This is a genomic window from Rubrivivax rivuli (assembly GCF_004016505.1).
GTDB lineage: Bacteria > Pseudomonadota > Gammaproteobacteria > Burkholderiales > Burkholderiaceae_C > Rubrivivax > Rubrivivax rivuli.
In genome coordinates this window covers 44,731-62,845 of sequence record NZ_SACR01000005.1, presented here as the reverse complement: position 1 = coordinate 62,845, position 18,115 = coordinate 44,731, and the positions used below count along the sequence as shown (strand labels likewise).

At 69.2% G+C, this 18,115-nt stretch carries 16 protein-coding genes and 1 other RNA gene; 6 read left to right on the top strand and 11 right to left on the bottom strand.

Going from position 1 to position 18,115, the window contains the following annotated elements; genetic code table 11:
- Window positions 1–7: 7 nt before the first annotated feature.
- An RNA gene (gene rnpB / locus EOE66_RS16330) (RNase P RNA component class A) lies at window positions 8–333 on the bottom strand.
- A 77-nt stretch (window positions 334–410) separates the two neighbouring features.
- On the opposite strand from rnpB, the gene EOE66_RS16325 reads away from it, so the two are divergent.
- On the top strand, window positions 411–2,228 hold the full coding sequence (locus EOE66_RS16325) for an OPT/YSL family transporter (protein WP_128229805.1): 1,818 nt from the start codon (window positions 411–413) through the stop codon (window positions 2,226–2,228).
- A gap of 16 nt (window positions 2,229–2,244) precedes the next feature.
- Here EOE66_RS16325 and EOE66_RS16320 read toward each other — a convergent pair whose 3' ends face one another.
- The 7 genes from EOE66_RS16320 to EOE66_RS16290 form a co-directional block, all read right to left on the bottom strand.
- The gene (locus EOE66_RS16320) at window positions 2,245–2,952 is read right to left on the bottom strand and encodes a helix-turn-helix transcriptional regulator (RefSeq protein WP_128229804.1); all 708 of its coding nucleotides are present in this window, start codon (window positions 2,950–2,952) and stop codon (window positions 2,245–2,247) included.
- A 196-nt stretch (window positions 2,953–3,148) separates the two neighbouring features.
- Window positions 3,149–3,841, bottom strand: coding sequence for an urea ABC transporter ATP-binding subunit UrtE (urtE, locus tag EOE66_RS16315; RefSeq protein WP_128230210.1), 693 nt, complete (start codon window positions 3,839–3,841; stop codon window positions 3,149–3,151).
- Window positions 3,842–3,854: 13 nt separating this feature from the next.
- Entirely contained in the window at window positions 3,855–4,697 is an 843-nt protein-coding gene (gene urtD, locus EOE66_RS16310; RefSeq protein ID WP_128229803.1) for an urea ABC transporter ATP-binding protein UrtD, read from the bottom strand.
- Window positions 4,694–5,818 (bottom strand): urea ABC transporter permease subunit UrtC, encoded by a 1,125-nt coding sequence (gene urtC / locus EOE66_RS16305; protein ID WP_128229802.1) that lies wholly within the window; start codon window positions 5,816–5,818, stop codon window positions 4,694–4,696. The genes urtD and urtC overlap by 4 nt, the downstream gene beginning before the upstream one ends.
- The gene (gene urtB / locus EOE66_RS16300; protein WP_375137487.1) at window positions 5,815–7,392 is read right to left on the bottom strand and encodes an urea ABC transporter permease subunit UrtB; all 1,578 of its coding nucleotides are present in this window, start codon (window positions 7,390–7,392) and stop codon (window positions 5,815–5,817) included. Before urtB ends, urtC begins: the two co-directional genes overlap by 4 nt.
- A 4-nt stretch (window positions 7,393–7,396) precedes the next feature.
- The gene (gene urtA / locus EOE66_RS16295) at window positions 7,397–8,695 is read right to left on the bottom strand and encodes an urea ABC transporter substrate-binding protein (RefSeq protein ID WP_375137486.1); all 1,299 of its coding nucleotides are present in this window, start codon (window positions 8,693–8,695) and stop codon (window positions 7,397–7,399) included.
- 113 nt (window positions 8,696–8,808) lie between these two features.
- A complete protein-coding gene (locus EOE66_RS16290; RefSeq protein ID WP_128229801.1) occupies window positions 8,809–9,246 on the bottom strand; it encodes a hemerythrin domain-containing protein in 438 nt (145 codons plus the stop codon).
- A 78-nt stretch (window positions 9,247–9,324) separates the two neighbouring features.
- Here EOE66_RS16290 and EOE66_RS16285 point away from each other — a divergent pair, with 78 nt between their 5' ends.
- Complete coding sequence (locus EOE66_RS16285; protein ID WP_128229800.1) at window positions 9,325–9,897, top strand: hypothetical protein; 573 nt, start codon at window positions 9,325–9,327, stop codon at window positions 9,895–9,897.
- Between the two features lie 13 nt (window positions 9,898–9,910).
- Here EOE66_RS16285 and EOE66_RS16280 read toward each other — a convergent pair whose 3' ends face one another.
- Genes EOE66_RS16280 through EOE66_RS16270 form a run of 3 tightly spaced genes read right to left on the bottom strand, consistent with a single transcriptional unit; the run spans window position 9,911 to window position 15,476 of the window.
- Window positions 9,911–10,948: a GGDEF domain-containing protein gene (locus EOE66_RS16280; RefSeq protein WP_128229799.1), complete on the bottom strand. Its 1,038-nt coding sequence runs from the start codon at window positions 10,946–10,948 to the stop codon at window positions 9,911–9,913.
- A 45-nt stretch (window positions 10,949–10,993) separates the two neighbouring features.
- Complete coding sequence (locus EOE66_RS16275; protein ID WP_128229798.1) at window positions 10,994–11,980, bottom strand: response regulator transcription factor; 987 nt, start codon at window positions 11,978–11,980, stop codon at window positions 10,994–10,996.
- A complete protein-coding gene (locus EOE66_RS16270; RefSeq protein ID WP_128229797.1) occupies window positions 11,964–15,476 on the bottom strand; it encodes a hybrid sensor histidine kinase/response regulator in 3,513 nt (1,170 codons plus the stop codon). Before EOE66_RS16270 ends, EOE66_RS16275 begins: the two co-directional genes overlap by 17 nt.
- A gap of 80 nt (window positions 15,477–15,556) precedes the next feature.
- Here EOE66_RS16270 and EOE66_RS16265 point away from each other — a divergent pair, with 80 nt between their 5' ends.
- The 4 genes from EOE66_RS16265 to ureC are packed head-to-tail and all read left to right on the top strand — an operon-like array spanning window position 15,557 to window position 18,111.
- Window positions 15,557–15,859 (top strand): urease subunit gamma, encoded by a 303-nt coding sequence (locus EOE66_RS16265; protein ID WP_054139017.1) that lies wholly within the window; start codon window positions 15,557–15,559, stop codon window positions 15,857–15,859.
- 17 nt (window positions 15,860–15,876) lie between these two features.
- On the top strand, window positions 15,877–16,059 hold the full coding sequence (locus tag EOE66_RS16260; protein WP_128229796.1) for a hypothetical protein: 183 nt from the start codon (window positions 15,877–15,879) through the stop codon (window positions 16,057–16,059).
- A gap of 16 nt (window positions 16,060–16,075) precedes the next feature.
- Complete coding sequence (locus EOE66_RS16255; RefSeq protein WP_128229795.1) at window positions 16,076–16,381, top strand: urease subunit beta; 306 nt, start codon at window positions 16,076–16,078, stop codon at window positions 16,379–16,381.
- On the top strand, window positions 16,381–18,111 hold the full coding sequence (gene ureC / locus EOE66_RS16250; RefSeq protein ID WP_128229794.1) for an urease subunit alpha: 1,731 nt from the start codon (window positions 16,381–16,383) through the stop codon (window positions 18,109–18,111). Before EOE66_RS16255 ends, ureC begins: the two co-directional genes overlap by 1 nt.
- Window positions 18,112–18,115 lie beyond the last annotated feature (4 nt).

The window sequence follows — 18,115 nt, the reverse complement described above, 5'->3', positions numbered from 1 at the left end:
GGCAAAAGTGTGAAGTCAGCCGATAGGCCGGATTCTGTGCAGCCGGCCTTCTTGCGAAAGCCGGCCGTGACCGCCATTCCTCTGGGCCGGAAGTCGCCTTCCGGCTCGGTGCTACCTACCCGCACACTCCTCGGGCCGAGTCAACGTGTGCCTACTTGGTATTGCTGCGCGTAGAGATTGCCCGTTTCACCCGAACTGAATCGGCTCGTCTCTGTTGCTCTGATCCTCACCTCGCGGTGGACAGCCGTTGGCTGCTACGCCGCCCTGTGCAGTCCGGACCTTCCTCCAGTGCCGTGTTTCCACGCTTGCACCAGCGGCGGTCTGGCTGACTTCACGCGGCGGATTATCCGTCCCGCGCGCCTACACTCCCGGCGCTTCGATAGCCCTGGTTGTTGTAGGACCATTTGCGCATGAACCCGACCTCCCTCGCCGCCGCGCCCGCCACCCCCCGCTGGCGCTGGCTGCCGCCGATGAACAGCCCGCGCTACTACGTGATGCTGGCGCTGCTGGGCATCTTCATCCTCGGCCCGCTGGGCGGGGTGACGGCCTCGTACATGAACTTCAGCATCGGCTTCTTCGTCGGCGGCCAAGTGCTGGCGGGCATCCTGGGCTCCACCGTCACGCTGGGCTACGGCCCCGAAGGCAAACACGGCGCCAACTACATGCAGACGGCGGCCGCCTCGGTGGCCGGCATGGCCGGCATGGGCGTGCTGATCCAGGCCATGGTGTGGATGGGCCTGCCGCAGCCGCCGCTGTGGCAGCTGATGCTGTTCATGGGCGCCATCGGCATGTTCGGCGCGGGCGTGGGCATGCTCTACACGCCCATCCTCGTCGATCGGCTGCAGCTCACGTTTCCCTCGGGCCTGGCGGTGGCCAACATCCTGCGTGCGCTCACCGACCCCGTGCTGCTTCGCCGCTCCATCGCGCGCCTGGGCTCGGGCATGGGCCTGGGCGTGATCGGTGGTCTGGGCGCGGCCAAGCTGGCCTTCCTTGGGGCCATCGAACTGTCGACCTCGACCCTGGGCGCCGGCCTGCTGGTGGGCGCGCGCATCGGCGTGGCGGCGCTGGTGGCCGGGCTCACGGGCACGCTGCTGATCCCTTACTTCATCAGCATCGGGTGGCTGCAGGCCGGCGAGCCCTTCCGCAAGATCACCTTCCTGATCGGCCTGGGCCTGATCATGGGTGCGGCGCTGCTCGACATCGGGCAGATCCTGGCGCAGGCCTGGCGGCAATGGCGCAGCCCGCCGGCCGAGCGCGTGGCCGTGCCGCCGCAGCCCGACTGGCAGCGCACGCACTTCGGCCGGCTCGTCGCCTGGATCATCTTCTGGGGCGCGGTGCTGGTGTGGGTGGGCTCCAGTGTGCTGAACCAGCCGGTGTTCTTCATGGCCTTCGCGATGGTGCTGGTCTTCCTGTTCGCGATGGTCAACGGCATCTCGCTGGGCATCAGCGACAGCAACCCCATCAGCTCGGCTTTCGTCACCGCGGTGGTGCTGATGGCCGCACTCGGCCTGAAGGACCCGACCGTGGGCCTGATGGCCGGCGGCATCCTGCTGGTGGCCTGCAGCGTGGCCGGCGACATGCAGCAAGACCGCAGCACCGGCTGGCGCCTGGGCACGCCGCGCACCATCCAGTTCCGCTTCCAGGTGCTGGGGCTGGTGGTGGGCGCGGTGATGACGGTGGCCTTCGCGCAGCTGTTCATGACGGCCTACCCCGTGCTGTCGCTGGACCAGACGGTGATGAAGGCCGACGAGCAACCCTCGCAATGGGTCTCGGCCATGACCTACAAGTTCGTCGGCGCGCTGCGCAGCCTGACCGACGACAAGCCCTACCAGCGCTGGGCCATCGCCCTCGGCGTGGCCATCGGCCTGGGCGTGCAGATCGTGCGCAAGATGGTCTTCGGCAGCGCGGCCTACCAAAGCTGGGCGCAGCGCAATGCAGGCACACGCGCGGCCGATTTCGCGCTCGACGCCATCGTGCTGCCCAGCCCCTACGCCTATTCCTTCGGCACCTTCCTGGGCCTGGCCACCTCGGCCTGGTTCGCCCTGGGCGGCGTGATCGCGAGCACCGTGGACACGCTGCGCCACCGCGGCGGCCAGAAGACGGAAGACGACGCGCTGCCAGCCGACATGAGCACGGTGTCGCTGGTGGGCGGCGGCTTGATCGCAGGCGATGCGCTGGCGGCGCTGGGCTTGGGCCTGGTGGGGCTGCTGGCGATGGTGGCGGGCTGAAGCGCCAGCCCGGCCCTCAGGCCATGGCCGTGAGGGCTTGCATCGCGAGCGCCGCGGGGGCGTAGGTCGCCGAAGGCATGCGCAGTGCCCCGGTCACTGGCGGCACCTGCGCCGCCAGCAGCAGCAGGCCTTCGACGCTGCGCGTGCCCAGCTTGGCGCGAATGGACGAGATCTGGGTGCGCACCGTGCTGAGGGCCACGGCATGCTCGCGGGCGATCTCGATCGGCCGGGCCTCGCGCATCAGGGCGGCCAGCACGCGGCGCTCGGCCAGCGTCAGGCCGTAGCTGCTGGCCAGCATCTCGAGGCCCAGGTCTGAACAGGGCTGGCGCCGGCCCAGCACCAGCAGGGCCAGGGGCTCCTCCGCGTCAGGCAGCGCCAGCGGCAGCACCGACACCATCAACTGGTCGCCCGCGGCGGCCAGGCGCACCATGCCGCGGCGGCCACGCTGCAGGGCCAGCCGCAGGGCGCCGTCCAGATCACCGCTGGCGCCCGGCGCGCGGTGCAAGGTGTCGCTTTGGCGTTGCAGCAGGTGCTGGCTGGCCAGTTCCTGCCCGGCCGCATGGTTGGCGAAATGAATGGCGCCGCGCTCGTCGCAGACGATAAGGCCGCACTCGATCTGGTCGAACAGCGCCAGCGGCAGTTGGGCACGAAAGGCGGACGCAGGCTCAGGGCGGCGGGCGGCGTGGGCGGCGTGGGCGGCGGGGTACTCGATCTGCAGGTTCATGCACAACTCCTGGGTGGTTGTTCGACCCACCGGTTTGGCAGGTTCGCGGGCTGGCGAATGTTTCGCGCTGCCCTGCTGTGCACTGTGTCGAAGCGCCCGCGGCAAGTCCTTTAGTCGCAAGCCCGTGAGCTTTAAGCCTTGCTAAGACTTCCTAAAGACGCCGCCCGGCTGCGCCGCGTGGTAGCGCGGCGACGCGTCAGATCGACATCTTCTGCCGCACGCCTTCGGCTTCCATGTCGGCGCCGCGACCGCGCTGCACGATCTCGCCTCGCTCCATCACCAGGTACTGGTCGGCCAGTTCGGCGGCGAAGTCGTAGTACTGCTCCACCAGCACGATGGCCATCGTCTTGCGGTCGGCCAGCATGCGGATGACGCGGCCGATGTCCTTGATGATGCTGGGCTGGATGCCCTCGGTGGGCTCGTCCAGCATCAGCAGCTGCGGGCCGGCGGCCAGCGCACGCGCAATGGCCAGCTGCTGCTGCTGCCCGCCCGAGAGATCACCGCCACGGCGGTGCAGGAACTGCTTGAGGATGGGAAACAGCTCGAAGAGCTCGGCCGGGATGGCCGTGCCGCCCGACTTGACGGCCAGGCCCATGCGCAGGTTCTCTTCCACCGTGAGGCGGCCGAAGATTTCGCGGCCCTGGGGCACGTAGCCGATGCCGCGCTTCACGCGTTCGTAGCTGGGGGCCTTGGTGATGTCGTGGCCGGAAAGCTTCACGCTGCCCGTCTTCACGGGCACCACGCCCATCAGGCTCTTCAGCAGCGTGGTCTTGCCCACGCCGTTGCGGCCCAGCACCACGGTCACCTCGCCCAGCCGCGCCTCGAACCCGAGGTTGCGCAGGATGTGGCTGCCGCCGTAGTACTGGTTCAGGCCCTCGACCTGGAGCACCGGGCTGGAAGTGTCAGCGGCCAAGGTACACCTCAACGACCTTTTCGTTGGCCTGCACGTCGCTCAGCAGGCCTTCGGCCAGCACGCTGCCTTCGTGCAGCACCGTCACCTTCTTGCGCCCTTGCGTCAGCTGGTCGACGAACTTCATGTCGTGCTCCACCACCACCAGGCTGTGCTTCCCCTCCAGCGTGAGGAAGAGCTCGGCGGTGCGTTCGGTCTCCTCGTCGGTCATGCCGGCCACGGGTTCGTCCAGCAGCAGCAGTTTCGGGTCTTGCATCAGCAGCATGCCGATCTCCAGCCACTGCTTCTGGCCGTGGCTGAGCAGTCCCGCGGTGCGCTGCACCTCGCCTTGCAAATGGATGAGCTTCAGCACCTCTTCGATGCGGCCGAGCTGCTCGCTGCCGAGCCGGTGGAACAGCGCGGCGCGCACGCCGCGGTCGGCCTTCAGCGCGAGTTCCAGGTTCTCGAAGACGCTCAATTGCTCGTAGACCGTGGGCTTCTGGAACTTGCGGCCCACGCCGATCTGCGCGATCTGCGGTTCACTCAGGCGCAGCAGGTCGACGTTGCTGCCGAAGAAGACGGTGCCGCTGTCGGGCCGCGTCTTGCCGGTGATGCAATCCATCATCGTGGTCTTGCCCGCGCCGTTGGGGCCGATGATGCAGCGCAGTTCGCCCACGTCGATGGTCAGGCTCAGCTTGTTCAGCGCGCGGAAGCCGTCGAAGCTGACGGTGATCTCGTCCACGTATAGCGCCACACCCTGGCCGAAGTAGACCTGCTCGCCCTCGACGACGCTGGTGGTCTTGCTGCGGTGGCGGGCCAGGCGCTCGGCGCCGTCGGCCATCAGGTCGGGCGTCATGCGCGGTCCTCCGGCTTGCGGCCGCGCAGCTTGGCAAAGAGGCCGATCAAACCTTGCGGCAAAAAGAGCGTCACCGCGATGAACAGCGCCCCCAGGAAAAACAGCCAGTACTCGGGGAAGGCCACCGTGAACCAGCTCTTCGCGCCGTTGACGAAAAACGCGCCGAGGATGGGCCCGATGAGCGTGGCGCGCCCGCCCACGGCGGCCCAGATGGCGATCTCGATGCTGGCCGCCGGGCTCATCTCGCCGGGGTTGATGATGCCCACCTGCGGCACGTACAGCGCGCCGGCCACGCCGCACATCACGGCGCTCAGCGTCCAGATGCTGAGTTTGTAGGCCACGGGGTTGTAGCCGGTGAACATCACGCGCGTCTCGGCATCACGGATGGCCTGCAGCACGCGCCCGTACTTGCTCTGCACGATGAAACGCGCCATCAGGAAGAAACCGATGAGCACCAGGCCGGTGATGACGCACAGCGTCACGCGCATGCCGGCGGTGGTGATGGGCACGTCGAGGATGCGCTTGAAATCGGTGAAGCCGTTGTTGCCGCCGAAGCCGGTTTCATTGCGGAAGAACAGCAGCATGGCCGCGAAGGTGAGCGCCTGCGTGATGATGCTGAAGTACACGCCCTTGATGCGGCTGCGGAAGGCGAAGTAGCCGAACACGAAAGCCAGCAGGCCCGGCACCAGCACCACCAGCAGCATCTGCGCGACGAAGCTGTCACTGAAGGCCCAGTGCCACGGGAATTCCTTCCAGTTCAGGAAGACCATGAAGTCGGGCATCTCGCTCTTGTACTGGCCGTCGGTGCCGATCTGGCGCATGAGGTACATGCCCATCGCGTAGCCGCCCAGGGCGAAGAAGAGGCCGTGACCCAGACTCAGGATGCCGGTGTAGCCCCAGATCAGGTCCATGGCCAGCGCACAGATGGCATAGCAGAGGATCTTGCCCAGCAGCGTGACGTAGAAGTCGCTCAGGTGCAGCGCACTGCCTTCAGGCACCATCAGGTTGAGCACCGGCACCAGCACCGTGATCACCACCACGGCCGCCAGCACCGCGGCCCAGCCCTTGGCGCCCAGCAGCGAGTTCTTCGGCGCGAAAGTCGCGTCAGGCAGCGCACTCATTCAGCGCTCCGGCCCTTGAGGGCGAAGATGCCTTGCGGCCGTTTCTGGATGAAGGCCACGATGAAGAGCAGCACCATGATCTTGGCCAGCACCGCGCCCTGCCAGCCTTCGAGCACCTTGTTCATCAGCCCCAGGCCCAGGCCCGCGTAGACGGTGCCGGCGATCTGCCCCACACCGCCCAGCACCACGACCATGAAGCTGTCGACGATGTAGCCCTGGCCGAGGTCGGGCCCCACGTTGCCCACCTGGCTGAGCGCGCAGCCCGCCAGGCCCGCGATGCCCGCACCCAGGGCGAAGGCGTAGGTGTCCACACGCGCCGTGTTCACGCCCACGCAGGCGGCCATGCGGCGGTTCTGCGTGACGCCGCGCACGAAGAGGCCCAGACGCGTCTTGCCGATCAGCAGCGCCATGCCCAGCAGCACCAGCGCGGCGAAGGCCAGGATGGCCAGGCGGTTGTAGGGCAGCACCAGGTTCGGCAGCACCTGCACGCCGCCACTGAGCCAGCTCGGGTTCTCGACGCCCACGTTCTGCGCGCCGAAGAGGCTGCGCACGCACTGCATCAGGATGAGGCTGATGCCCCAGGTGGCCAGCAGCGTTTCCAGCGGCCGGCCGTAGAGGAAGCGGATGACGCTGCGCTCCATGGCCGCGCCCACCAGCGCGCTGGCGAGGAAGCTCAAAGGAATCGCGGCGAGGACGTAGGCGTCGAAGTAGGCCGGCAGGTAATGCCGGAAGAGGTTCTGCACGCCCCAGGTGGCGTAGGCGCCGATCATGATCAGTTCGCCATGCGCCATGTTGATGACGCCCATCAGCCCGTAGGTGATGGCCAGGCCCAGGGCCGCCAGCAGCAGGATGGAGCCCAGGCTCACGCCGGTGAACAGCAGGCCCAGGCGTTCGCCCCAGGCCAGGCGGCCGTTGACGGTGTCCAGCGTGCGCTGCAGCGCGGCCTTGACCTCGCCGTCTTCTTCGGCAGCCAGGCGCTCGATGAGCAGGCCCTTGACGGAAGGCTGGTCGCTCTCGGCCAGCAGTTGCGCGGCGGCCAGGCGCTGCGCCTTGTCGCTGCTGGCAATCAACGCGGTCGCCTTCAGCATCGCCAGCGCGGCGCGGATCTCGGGGTCGGTTTCGCTCTTCGCGGCTTTCTCGAAGAGCGCGAGCTTGCCTTCGTCGGCCTGCTCTTTCAGCTCACCCACCGCCTTCAAGCGCACGGCGCGGTCGGGCGAGAAGAGGTTCAGCGCCGAGAGCGCCGCTTCGAGCTCGCGGCGCACGCGGTTGGGGTTGACCACGTCTTCGGCATCGGCCGGCAGCGTGGCCGCGGCACCGGTGGCCGCGTCGGTCACCTGATCGCCGCGCACGACGAAAGCCTTGCCGCCGGCGAGTTTCACCTCGTCGGCCAGCAGGGCCTGCACGTAGGCACTGAGCGCCGGGTCGGCGGCCAGCACCACTTCGTTCAGCGCAGCGATGCGGTCGTCACTCTCGCCCTGCGCGATGCGCAAGGCCTGATCGGGGCTCAGCGCCAGCGCCGAGCCCGCGAACAGGCAACACCACAGCGCTGCGCACAGCGTGCGCAGCAGCTTCACGGGCTTACTTCTTGGCAGCGACGACCGGCTCGTCCTTCTTGCCCTTGTTCTCGGGGATGAAGGGGCTCCACGGCTGGGCCTTCACGGGGCCCTTGGTCTTCCACACCACGTTGAACTGGCCGTCGGCCTTGATCTCGCCGATGAACACGCTCTTGTGCAGGTGGTGGTTCTTCTCGTCCATCTTGCTGACGATGCCCGAGGGCGCCTTCACCGTCTGGCCGGCCATGGCGGCGATGACCTTGTCGGTGTCGGTGCTCTTGGCCTTGGTGACGGCCTGCGCCCACATGCGGAAGCCGATGACGCTGGCTTCCATCGGGTCGTTCGTCAGCGGGCGGTCCTTGTGGCCGGGGATGTTCTTGGCCTTGGCGTAGGCGCTCCACTGCTTGATGAACTCGTCGTTGGTCGGGTTCTTGATCGACATGAAGTAGTTCCACGCCGCCAGGTGGCCCACCAGCGGCTTGGTGTCCACGCCGCGCAGTTCTTCTTCACCCACCGAGAAGGCCACAACCGGCACGTCGGTCGCCTTCAGGCCCTGGTTGCCCAGTTCCTTGTAGAAGGGCACGTTGCTGTCGCCGTTGATGGTGGAGACCACGGCGGTCTTCTTGCCTTCGGCCGAGAACTTCTTGATCTTGGCGATGATGCTCTGGTAGTCAGAGTGACCGAAGGGGGTGTACTCCTCCATGATGTCGCTGTCGGGGATGCCCTTGCTCTTCAGGAAGGCGCGCAGGATCTTGTTAGTGGTGCGCGGGTACACGTAGTCGGTGCCCAGCAGCACGAAGCGCTTGGCGCTGCCGCCGTCCTTGCTCATCAGGTACTCCACGGCGGGAATGGCCTGCTGGTTGGGCGCGGCACCCGTGTAGAACACGTTCTTGCTGAGTTCTTCGCCTTCGTACTGCACGGGGTAGAACAACAGGCCGTTGAGTTCTTCAACGACGGGCAGCACGCTCTTGCGCGAGACGCTGGTCCAGCAGCCGAAGATGACGGCGACCTTGTCCTTGCTGATGAGCTGGCGGGTCTTCTCGGCGAACAGCGGCCAGTTCGAGGCCGGGTCCACCACCACGGGTTCGAGCTTCTTGCCCAGCAGGCCGCCCTTGGCGTTGATGGCCTCGATCTCCATCAGGATGGTGTCCTTGAGCACCGTCTCGCTGATGGCCATGGTGCCCGACAGCGAGTGCAGCACGCCGACCTTGATGGTCTCCTGCGCGAAGGCGCTGGTGCTGAGGCCGAAGGTGGCTGCGGCGGCGGCCGCGGCGATGAGGGTCTTGCCGACGTGGCGGCGGGTGGTGCTGCTGGGCTTGTTCACGGTCTCTCGCTCCTGGCTGTGGGTGGGGTGTCGAATGCCCAGGAGGATGCGGGGCCGGCCCCGCGCGAGAAATACGCCGGACGGCGTATGGGCGGGGCCGCCAGGCCCGGCCTTCAGGCCTCGGCCGGGTTGCCCGCCTTCGTGGCGTTCGCGGCCTGCACGGCCTGCATCGCCTGGGCCAGCCCCCAGTCCATGCTCTGCGCGTGAACCGGGAACCACTGCGCCAGCGCGGGCACCAGCGCGCCCACCACGGCCACGTCGCCCTGCTGCAACAGCCGGCGCTGCACCTCGTGCACCAGCTCCAGCACCTGCCGGTGCTCCTTGCCGTGGCAGTGGTCAGCGCCGAAACCGATCTCCTGCAGCCAGCGCTCTTCCTGCGCGAAATGCGCTTCGGTGTGCTGCACGAAGGCCTCCAGCGCGGCGGCCAGCTGGGTGGCGTCGCTGCCCAAGGCCGCTTCAACGCCAGCCAGGCGATCGACGAACTCGCGGTGCGTGTCGTCGATCTCGGGTTGCTGCAGGGCAAGGGCGTCGGACCAGGTGAGCGCGGGCATCGTCGTCAATGGAAGGCGCGGCCAGGAGCGTGCCGCCGCCGCATTCTGCCCAGGTCGCGCCGGCTAAGCTCGCGGCCCATGTCCATGCCCATCCACAGGCCCCCGGCCCCGCCGCAAGCCGGCCTGCTGCGCACCCTGTCGGCCCGTTTTGACCTGCAAGCGCTGGCGCCCCCGCTGCCACTGGCCGAGCCCGCGCTGCAGGCGGCCCAGGCACACGCGGCGTGGCCCGGCCTGCTGGCCTGGTGCCACCAGCCTGCGCACTGGGCCGTGCACACCCTGCCCGGCGACACCGGCCTGGCCGGCGAGGCCGGCGCCGACCTGGCCCACGCCCTGTGCCTGGTGGTGGACGGCAGCCTGCAGCTGCGCGCCTGCCGCGGTGCCGCCGCCCGGCTGGCCCTGCGCCTGCGCACCAAGTTCAACGATGTGGCGGTGTGGCGCCCCCGCCAGCCCGCCGACCCCTGGGACGCCGGCTGGCTGCGCCCCGGCAGCGCCGGCCTGCAGGCCCTGGCGCGGTTCACGCCCCGCCGGCCCACGCTGCTGGTGGCCGGGCCGGCGCTCGGCAGGGCTCATCAGCAGGAGGCCGAGGCTTTGCTGTTCGCGCGGCAGGCGCAGGCGCCGCAACCGGGGCGGCTGCTGGTGCTGCAGGCCTGAGCGCGGCGGCGGCTCAGGCCGCCAGGTCGACGGCCGGTGCACCGGCCAGCACCACCTGGTCACGCCCGCGGCGCTTGGCCTCGTAGAGCGCCGCGTCGGCGGCGCGCAGCCAGGCTTCCACGTCGCGCACGGCGGCCAAGGCGCTGACGCCGATGCTCACCGTCAAGGGCTCTGCCCCCAGCAAGCCGCTGGCGGCCACGCGCTGGCGCAGCGCTTCGGCCACCTGCAGCGCGTCGGCCTCGGAGGCGCGCGGCAGCAAGAGCATGAACTCTTCGCCGCCGGTGCGGAACAGCAGGTCGCCCAGGCGCTGCCGCGTGCCGATCAGGCGCACCAGGTCCTGCAGCACCTCGTCGCCGCGGCCGTGACCGTGGCGGTCGTTGATGCGCTTGAAGTGGTCGACGTCGATGGCCAGCAGCACCGGGCCGGGGCCCGCCGCGGCCTGCGCGGGCAGGCTCAGGGTGTCCAGCTGCATCTGCAGGTGGCGGCGGTTGTAGCAGCCGGTCAGCGGGTCGGTGATGGCCTGCTGCATCAGCGTCTGCTGCAGTTGGCCGATGAGGCGCAGCACCATCAGGATCATCAGCAGCACGAAGGCCAGCGAGAACAGCACCCGCAGCGCGAGCCCGGTGCCCAGCGTCAGTTGTGCCATCACGCAAACTGGCACCACCAGCAGGCCGCAGAACAGCAGCGCCTTGCGGTGCGGCAGGGCGAAGAACAGCAGGAAGAGCATCGGGTAGGACCACAGCAACCCTGGCATGCCCTGCAGGTAGGTGGAGGTGAGGATGGCCGCGATGAGCAGCATCGCCAGCAGCTCGAAGGGCACCAGCGGCACCTGCGCAGCACGCAGCCGGGCCGCGTTGCGCAGCAGCAGCAGCGACACCGCTGCATTCAGCAGGCCCATCGCCAGGTTGCCCTGCAGCAGGTGCACCACGCCCGTGGCGACGATGGCCCAGCCGCCGAGGCGACAGAAACGCGCGACCAGGCTGCCGCGCTGCTCGGCGAGCACGTCATGGTCGATCTGGAACGTCTGCGCCCAAGCGCGCCAAGGCCTCATCGCAGCGTTTTCGGCCGGGCGCCGGAATTCTGTAAACGCGGCGGCTCAGCTGCGCGAGAGTTCGCGCACCCGCTGCAGGGCCATGGCGGCCGCGGCCGTGCGCGTCTCAACACCCAGCTTTTCATAGACGCGTTCCAGGTGTTTCTTGACGGTGGCCGGGCTGCTGCCCAGGATGTCGCCGATGTCGCGGTTGGTCTTGCCCTTGGCCACCCAGTAGAGCACTTCGCTCTCGCGCAGCGTCAGACCGAAGGCCTGCATGGTGGCTTCCACGGTGGCGGCGTCGCTCACTTCGCGCAGCACCAACAGCCAGTCTTCGTCCACCGTGCGACCCTGCAGGGTGGCCACGAGCTGGCGCGCGCCGCGTGCCGTGCTGAGTGGTCGGGCCTCGCGGCCGGCGGCGGCCTCCTGCAGCCAGAGGTGCAGCGGGGCGGGCAACTGGTCGGGCGCCACGTCGAAGTACAGCGGCAGCCACTGGCGCGCCAGCGGCGTCTGCCACACCAGGCGCGGCGCTTCGGCGGGCGTGGCGCCCAGGCGCACCGCGATGGTGGCGTGGCCGTAGGCGTCGAGCGCGTTGCGGGCCTGGCGGGCCTGGCGCGCGGTCTGCATGTGCACCGCCATGCGCGCCAGCACCTCGGGGGCGCGGATGGGCTTGGTGACGTAATCCACCCCGCCGGCCTCGAAAGCGGCCAGCACGTGCTCGGTCTCGGTCAGGCCGGTCATGAAGACGATGGGGATGTGGGCCGTCTCGGGCCCGGCCTTCAGGCGCCGCGCGACCTCGAAGCCGTCGATGCCCGGCATCACGGCGTCCAGCAGCACGATGTCGGGGTCGGCCTGCGCGGCACGCTGCAGGGCGCGCGCACCGTCGGTGGCCACCAGCACGGTGTAGCCGGCGGCGTCCAGGGCGTCGTGCAAGACGGCCAGGTTGTCGGGCACATCGTCCACGATCAAGACCACGCCGGCGCTGCGCGCACGGCCCAGGGGATCGGCGGCGGCGCTGCTGTGGTCGGGCAGGGTCTCAGGCGGGTTCGGCACGGGCGAGAGCTTGGTCGATCAGGGCTTGCACGCCCTCGAACTGGAAGGATTGCGCCAGCGCGCGCAGCGGCGCCAGCCAGGCCGCGCATTCTGGCCGCTCGCTCTCGATGCGCGCCAGCGCCTGCTGCACGCCGCGTGGGTAGCCCAGACGCACCATCTCCTGCAAGGCCAGCAGCTGCGCGCGCGTGGGCAGCGGGGCGTCGGCGGGCGGGGTGGCGGGTGGGGGCGGCGGAGGCACTGGCGCCGACAGCCACACGAGCCCGAGCTGCCGGCCCAGCCAATCCAGCAGTTCGTCGAAGCGCACGGGCTTGGTGATGAAGTCGGCCGCGGTGATGCCGCAGTCGTTCTCCAGGCCCTTGTCGAAGGCGTTGGCCGAGACGATGGCCACCGGCGCCTGGCTCAGGCCCTGGGCGCGCAGCGTGCGGATGGTCTGCCAGCCGTCGATGCCAGGCATGGCCAGGTCCATCAGGATGGCGTGCACCGGCGCTGGCGGCTCGGCGCACTGGGCCTTCTGTGCCTCCTGCAGCAGCGCCAGCGCGGCCTGGCCCGAGCCGGCTTCGAGCACGTCGAAACCCAGGGCCTGCAGCCGGCGCGCCAGCAGCGTGCGGTCGACCTCTTCGTTGTCCACCACCAGCAGGCGGCGGCGCGCACCCTCGTAGCCGCGGCGGGCCGGGCGCGGCGCGGGCACGCGCTGGCCCCGCAACTCGGGCAGGAAGAGGCGCACGCGGAAGACCGTGCCCTCGCCCAGCTTCGTGCTCACGGTGAGCTCGCCGCCCATCAGGTCGGTGAGCATCTTCGCGATGGTCAGGCCCAGACCCGTGCCGCCACCCGGGGCCGCACCTGCGCTGCCGGCCGGGCCGCCGCGCGAGAAGGGCTCGAAGATGCGCTCCAGGTCTTCGGCCGCGATGCCGGGCCCGGTGTCCTCGATCTCGAACACGGCCATGTCGCGCAGGTGCGCGGCGCGGAAGGCCACGCGCCCGCGCTGCGTAAACTTCACCGCGTTGCCCAGCACGTTGATGAGGATCTGCGTGAGCCGCCGCTCGTCGGCACGCACCAGCGCCGGCGCGCCTTCGATGTCGTGCTCGAAGCGCAGGCCCTTGCTCAGCGCCTGCAGCTCGAACATCTGCACGATCTGCTGCAGGCTCTCGCGCAGGCGCATGGGCTTGGGCTCCAGCGTGAGCTTGCCGCCTTCGATGCGCGCGATGTCCAGCGTGCCTTCGATCAGCCCCAGCAGGTGTTCCCCGCCACGGCGGATGACGCCCACGGCCTGCTTGCGGTGCACCGGCAGCGTGGGGTCTTCGTCCAGCAGCTGCGCGTAGCCGAGGATGCTGTTCAGCGGCGTGCGCAGCTCGTGGCTGATGGCGCTGATGTATCGCGTCTTGGCCTGGTTGGCGCCCTCGGCCTGGCGGCGCGCGGCTTCGGCGGCCAGCCGGGCGCGCTGCAGCTCTTCGTCGGTGCGGGCATGGCTGTCGATCTCGCGCACCAGAGCTTCGGTCTGGCGGTTGCTCTCTTCCTGCGCCACGCGGCGGCTGATCTGGGTGAGTACCAGCCACCAGGCGATCACGCCCGACAGCAGCAGCAGCGCGCAATAGGCCTTGATGAAGGCCGTGCGCAGCGCCGGCGCGGCGGCAGCCGCGGCCTCGGTGCCAGTGGCGGCCAGGGCGCGCACCTCGGCTTCGTGCAGAAGGTAGAGCAGCGCGGCCAGCGCAGGCGCCACCACCGCCATCACCAGCAGGTAGCGGCCCAGGCCGGTCTCCAGCTGGGGCCACCAGCGCTGGGGCGTCAGGCGGCGCAGCGCGGCTGTCAGCTGCACGCCGGCGCGCGCGGCCTCGGGCTTGCAGAGGTCGTGGCAGCGGGCGTCCAGGCTGCAGCACAGGCTGCAGATGGGGCCGCCGTAGGCCGGGCAGCCGGCCATGTCTTCGCCTTCGTACTCGCGTTCGCAGATGACGCACTGGCGCAGCGCCTGCAAGCCGCCGCGTTGGGCCAGGTAGCCGCCGCCGGTGGCACCCTCGGCCTGCGGCCCGCGCGCCAGGTAGTAGCGCCCGCGCGTGGCCCAGGCGATCAAGGGCGCGGCCACGAAGGCCACGGCCATCGCGATCACCGCCGAGAAGGCCTCGGCCATCGGCCCGAAGGCGCCCAGGTGCGCGGTGATGGAGATGACGGAGGCCAGCCCCATGGCGCCCACGCCCACGGGGTTGATGTCGTAGAGGTGGGCGCGCTTGAACTCGATGCCCTTGGGGCTCAGGCCCAGCGGCTTGTTCACCACCAGGTCGGCCACCACCGCCATGAGCCAGCTGATGGCGATGTTGCTGTACAGGCCCAGCACGCCGCCGATGGCCTGGAAGACCTCCAGTTCCATCAGCATCAGGGCGATCAGCGTGTTGAACACCATCCACACCACGCGGCCGGGGTGGCTGTGCGTGACGCGAGCGAAGAAGTTGCTCCAAGCCAGGCTGCCGGCGTAGGCGTTGGTGACGTTGATCTTGAGCTGGCTCACCACCACGAACAAGGCCGTGGCCGCCACCGCCCAGCCGTAGTGGTTGAAGACGATCTCGTAGGCGGCCAGGTACATCTGGTTGGGGTCGACGGCGCGGTCGGCGGGCACCGCCAGCTTCAGCGCCAGCAGCGCCAGCAGCGCGCCGCCGAACATCTTCAGCACGCCCGGCAGCACCCAGCCCGGCCCGCCCAGCAGCACCGCGCCCCACCAGCGCCAGCGGTTGGCGCGGGTCTTTTCGGGCATGAAGCGCAGGTAGTCGACCTGCTCGCCCATCTGCGTGATGAGGGCCACGCCCACGGTGAGCGCGCTGCCGAAGAGCAGCGGGTTGAAGGCGCCGCCCTGGCCGTCGAGGCCGGCGTAGGCGCGCAGGTCGCTGGCCAGCGTGGGGTGGGCCTGGAAGACGTAGATGTAGGGCAGCACCAGCAGCACGAGCCACACCGGCAGCGTCCACATCTGCAGTTGGCTGACCCGCGTGACGCCGTGCGTGACCAGCGGGATGACCACCAGCGCACACACCAGGTAACCCCAGGCCGGCGGCAGGCCGAAGGCGAGCTCCAGCGCGTAGGCCATGATGGCCGCCTCCAGCGCGAAGAAGATGAAGGTGAAGCTGGCGTAGATGAGGCTGGTGATGGTGCTGCCGATGTAGCCGAAGCCGGCGCCGCGGGTGAGCAGGTCCATGTCCAGCCCGTGGCGCGCGGCGTAGACGCTGATGGGCAGCCCCGCGGCAAAGATGATCGCCGCCGTGGCCAGGATGGCCAGCGCCGCGTTGACGAAGCCGAACTGCAGCAGCAGCGTGGCGCCCAGCGCCTCCAGCACCAGGAAGCTGGCCGCGCCGCCCACCGCGGTGTGGGCCACGCGCCAGGGGCTCCACTTGCGGAAAGACCGCGGCGTGAAACGCAGCGCGTAGTCTTCCAGCGTCTCGCTGGCCACCCAGGCGTTGTAGTCGCGCCGGACCTTGATGACGCGCTGCTGCGGGGCGGGGGTGGGCGGCGCACTCATCAGGGGCTGCGGGTTTGCACGTTGCGGGCCAAGCGCGTGGGCGGGCTTACATTGGCACCCAATGTGCTGACGAGGGGCCCATGGACCTGACGCCAAGAGAGAAAGACAAGCTGCTCATCTTCACCGCCGCGCTGCTGGCCGAGCGCCGCAAGGCGCGCGGCTTGAAGCTGAACGTGCCGGAAGCCATCGCCCTGATCACCGCCGCCATCATGGAAGGCGCGCGCGATGGCAAGACCGTGGCACAGCTGATGAGCGAAGGCAAGACCGTGCTCACGCGCGACGAGGTGATGGAGGGCGTGCCCGAGATCGTCACCGAGATTCAGGTCGAGGCCACCTTTCCTGACGGCACCAAATTGGTGACCGTGCACCAACCCATTGCATGAAGCCGAGAGCACGCCCCATGAAGATCACCCTGCAACGTTGCCTTCCGGCCGTGGCCGCCGCCACGCTGAGCTTCGCCGCCCAGGCCCACGAAGGCCACGGCATCCCCGGCAGCCACCACTGGCACGCGCAGGACGTGCTGATGCTGCTGGGCCTGGCCGCGGCCGTGCTCGGCGTGGCCTGGTACATCCGCCGCAAGTGAAGCAGGAGCCGAAGCGATGACACCCGGCGAGTTGCTGATCGACGGGGGCGAGCACGAGCTCAACCCTGGCCGCGACAAGTTCACGCTGCTGGTGGCCAACACCGGCGACCGGCCCATCCAGGTGGGCAGCCACTACCACTTCGCCGAAACCAACGCGGCGCTGCAGTTCGACCGCCAGGCCGCCAGGGGCTACCGGCTGAACATCGCCAGCGGCACCGCGGTGCGCTTCGAGCCCGGGCAGGAGCGCACCGTCACGCTGGTGGCCTTCGGCGGCCGGCGGCAGGTGTGGGGCTTCCGCGGCTTGACGAACGGAGGCCTCTGATGAGCCGCACCATCGGCCGGCGCGCCTATGCCGAGATGTACGGCCCCACCGTGGGCGACCGCCTGCGCCTGGCCGACACGGGCCTCGTCATCGAGGTGGAACAAGACTTCACGCTGAAAGCCGGCGGCTACGGTGAAGAGGTCAAGTTCGGCGGCGGCAAGACCATCCGCGACGGCATGGGCCAGAGCCAGACCGTCAACGGCCCCGGCGTGCACGAGGCGCACGACTGCGTGATCACCAACGCGCTGATCATCGACCACTGGGGCATCGTCAAGGCCGACATCGGCATCAAGGGCTGCCGCATCGCCGCCATCGGCAAGGCCGGCAACCCCGACGTGCAGCCGGGCGTGGACATCGTCATCGGGCCGGGCACCGAGATCATTGCCGGCGAGGGGATGATCGTCACCGCCGGCGGCATCGACAGCCACATCCACTTCATCTGCCCGCAGCAGATCGAAGAGGCGCTGATGAGCGGCGTCACCACCATGCTGGGCGGCGGCACCGGGCCGGCCACCGGCACCTTCGCCACCACCTGCACGCCCGGCCCCGAGAACCTGCACCGCATGCTGATGGCGGCCGAGGCTTTCCCGATGAACCTGGGTTTCCTGGGCAAGGGCAACGCCGCGCGGCCCGAGGCCCTCAGCCAGCAGATCGCCGCCGGCGCCATCGGCATGAAGCTGCACGAAGACTGGGGCAGCACGCCCGCGGCCATCAGCAACTGCCTGGACGTGGCCGAGGTGACGGACACCCAGGTCAGCCTGCACAGCGACACGCTCAACGAGAGCGGCTTCGTCGAGGACACCATCGCCGCCACGCGCGGCAGGAGCCTCTGCGCCTTCCACACCGAAGGCGCCGGCGGCGGGCATGCGCCCGACATACTGAAGGTGGTCGGCGAGGCCAACTTCCTGCCCAGCAGCACCAACCCCACCATGCCCTACACCGTGAACACGGTGGACGAGCACCTGGACATGCTGATGGTCTGCCACCACCTGGATGCCAGCATCGCCGAAGACCTGGCCTTCGCCGAGAGCCGCATCCGCCGCGAGACCATCGCCGCCGAGGACGTGCTGCACGACCTGGGCGCCATCAGCATGATGAGCAGCGACAGCCAGGCCATGGGCCGTGTGGGCGAGGTCATCATCCGCACCTGGCAGACGGCGCACAAGATGAAGGGCCAGCGCGGCAGCCTGGGCCCCGACACGGCGCGCCACGACAACTTCCGCGTCAAGCGCTACATCGCCAAGTACACCATCAACCCGGCGCTGGCCAACGGCATCGGCCACGAGGTGGGCAGCATCGAGGTCGGCAAGTGGGCCGACTTGGTGCTGTGGCGGCCCGCGTTTTTTGGCGTCAAGCCCAGCCTCATCCTCAAGGGCGGTTTCATTGCCGCAGCGCTGATGGGCGATGCCAACGCCAGCATCCCCACGCCGCAGCCGGTGCACTACCGGCCGATGTTCGGCAGCTACGGGCGCACGCTTCAGGCGACCTCGCTGACCTTCGTGAGCCACACCGCGCTGGAAGCCGACATCGGCCGGCGGCTGGGGCTGCAGCGCCCGCTGTCGGCGGTGAAGGGCTGCCGCAGCGTGAAGAAGACCGACATGGTGCACAACGCCTGGCTGCCGAAGATGGAGATCGACGCGCAGACCTACCGCGTGCGGGCCGATGGGGAACTGCTGACCTGCGACCCGGCGACGAAGCTGCCGCTGGCGCAGAAGTACTTCTTGTTCTGAGGGC

Bases quoted from the DNA above. Each gene is read 5' to 3' on its own strand.
- EOE66_RS16325 (WP_128229805.1), top strand. From the start codon at position 411: ATGAACCCGACCTCCCTCGCCGCCGCGCCCGCCACCCCCCGCTGGCGC.
- EOE66_RS16320 (WP_128229804.1), bottom strand. From the start codon at position 2,952: ATGAACCTGCAGATCGAGTACCCCGCCGCCCACGCCGCCCACGCCGCC.
- urtD (WP_128229803.1), bottom strand. From the start codon at position 4,697: ATGACGCCCGACCTGATGGCCGACGGCGCCGAGCGCCTGGCCCGCCAC.
- urtC (WP_128229802.1), bottom strand. From the start codon at position 5,818: ATGAGTGCGCTGCCTGACGCGACTTTCGCGCCGAAGAACTCGCTGCTG.
- EOE66_RS16290 (WP_128229801.1), bottom strand. From the start codon at position 9,246: ATGCCCGCGCTCACCTGGTCCGACGCCCTTGCCCTGCAGCAACCCGAG.
- EOE66_RS16285 (WP_128229800.1), top strand. From the start codon at position 9,325: ATGTCCATGCCCATCCACAGGCCCCCGGCCCCGCCGCAAGCCGGCCTG.
- EOE66_RS16280 (WP_128229799.1), bottom strand. From the start codon at position 10,948: ATGAGGCCTTGGCGCGCTTGGGCGCAGACGTTCCAGATCGACCATGAC.
- EOE66_RS16270 (WP_128229797.1), bottom strand. From the start codon at position 15,476: ATGAGTGCGCCGCCCACCCCCGCCCCGCAGCAGCGCGTCATCAAGGTC.
- EOE66_RS16265 (WP_054139017.1), top strand. From the start codon at position 15,557: ATGGACCTGACGCCAAGAGAGAAAGACAAGCTGCTCATCTTCACCGCC.
- EOE66_RS16260 (WP_128229796.1), top strand. From the start codon at position 15,877: ATGAAGATCACCCTGCAACGTTGCCTTCCGGCCGTGGCCGCCGCCACG.
- EOE66_RS16255 (WP_128229795.1), top strand. From the start codon at position 16,076: ATGACACCCGGCGAGTTGCTGATCGACGGGGGCGAGCACGAGCTCAAC.
- ureC (WP_128229794.1), top strand. From the start codon at position 16,381: ATGAGCCGCACCATCGGCCGGCGCGCCTATGCCGAGATGTACGGCCCC.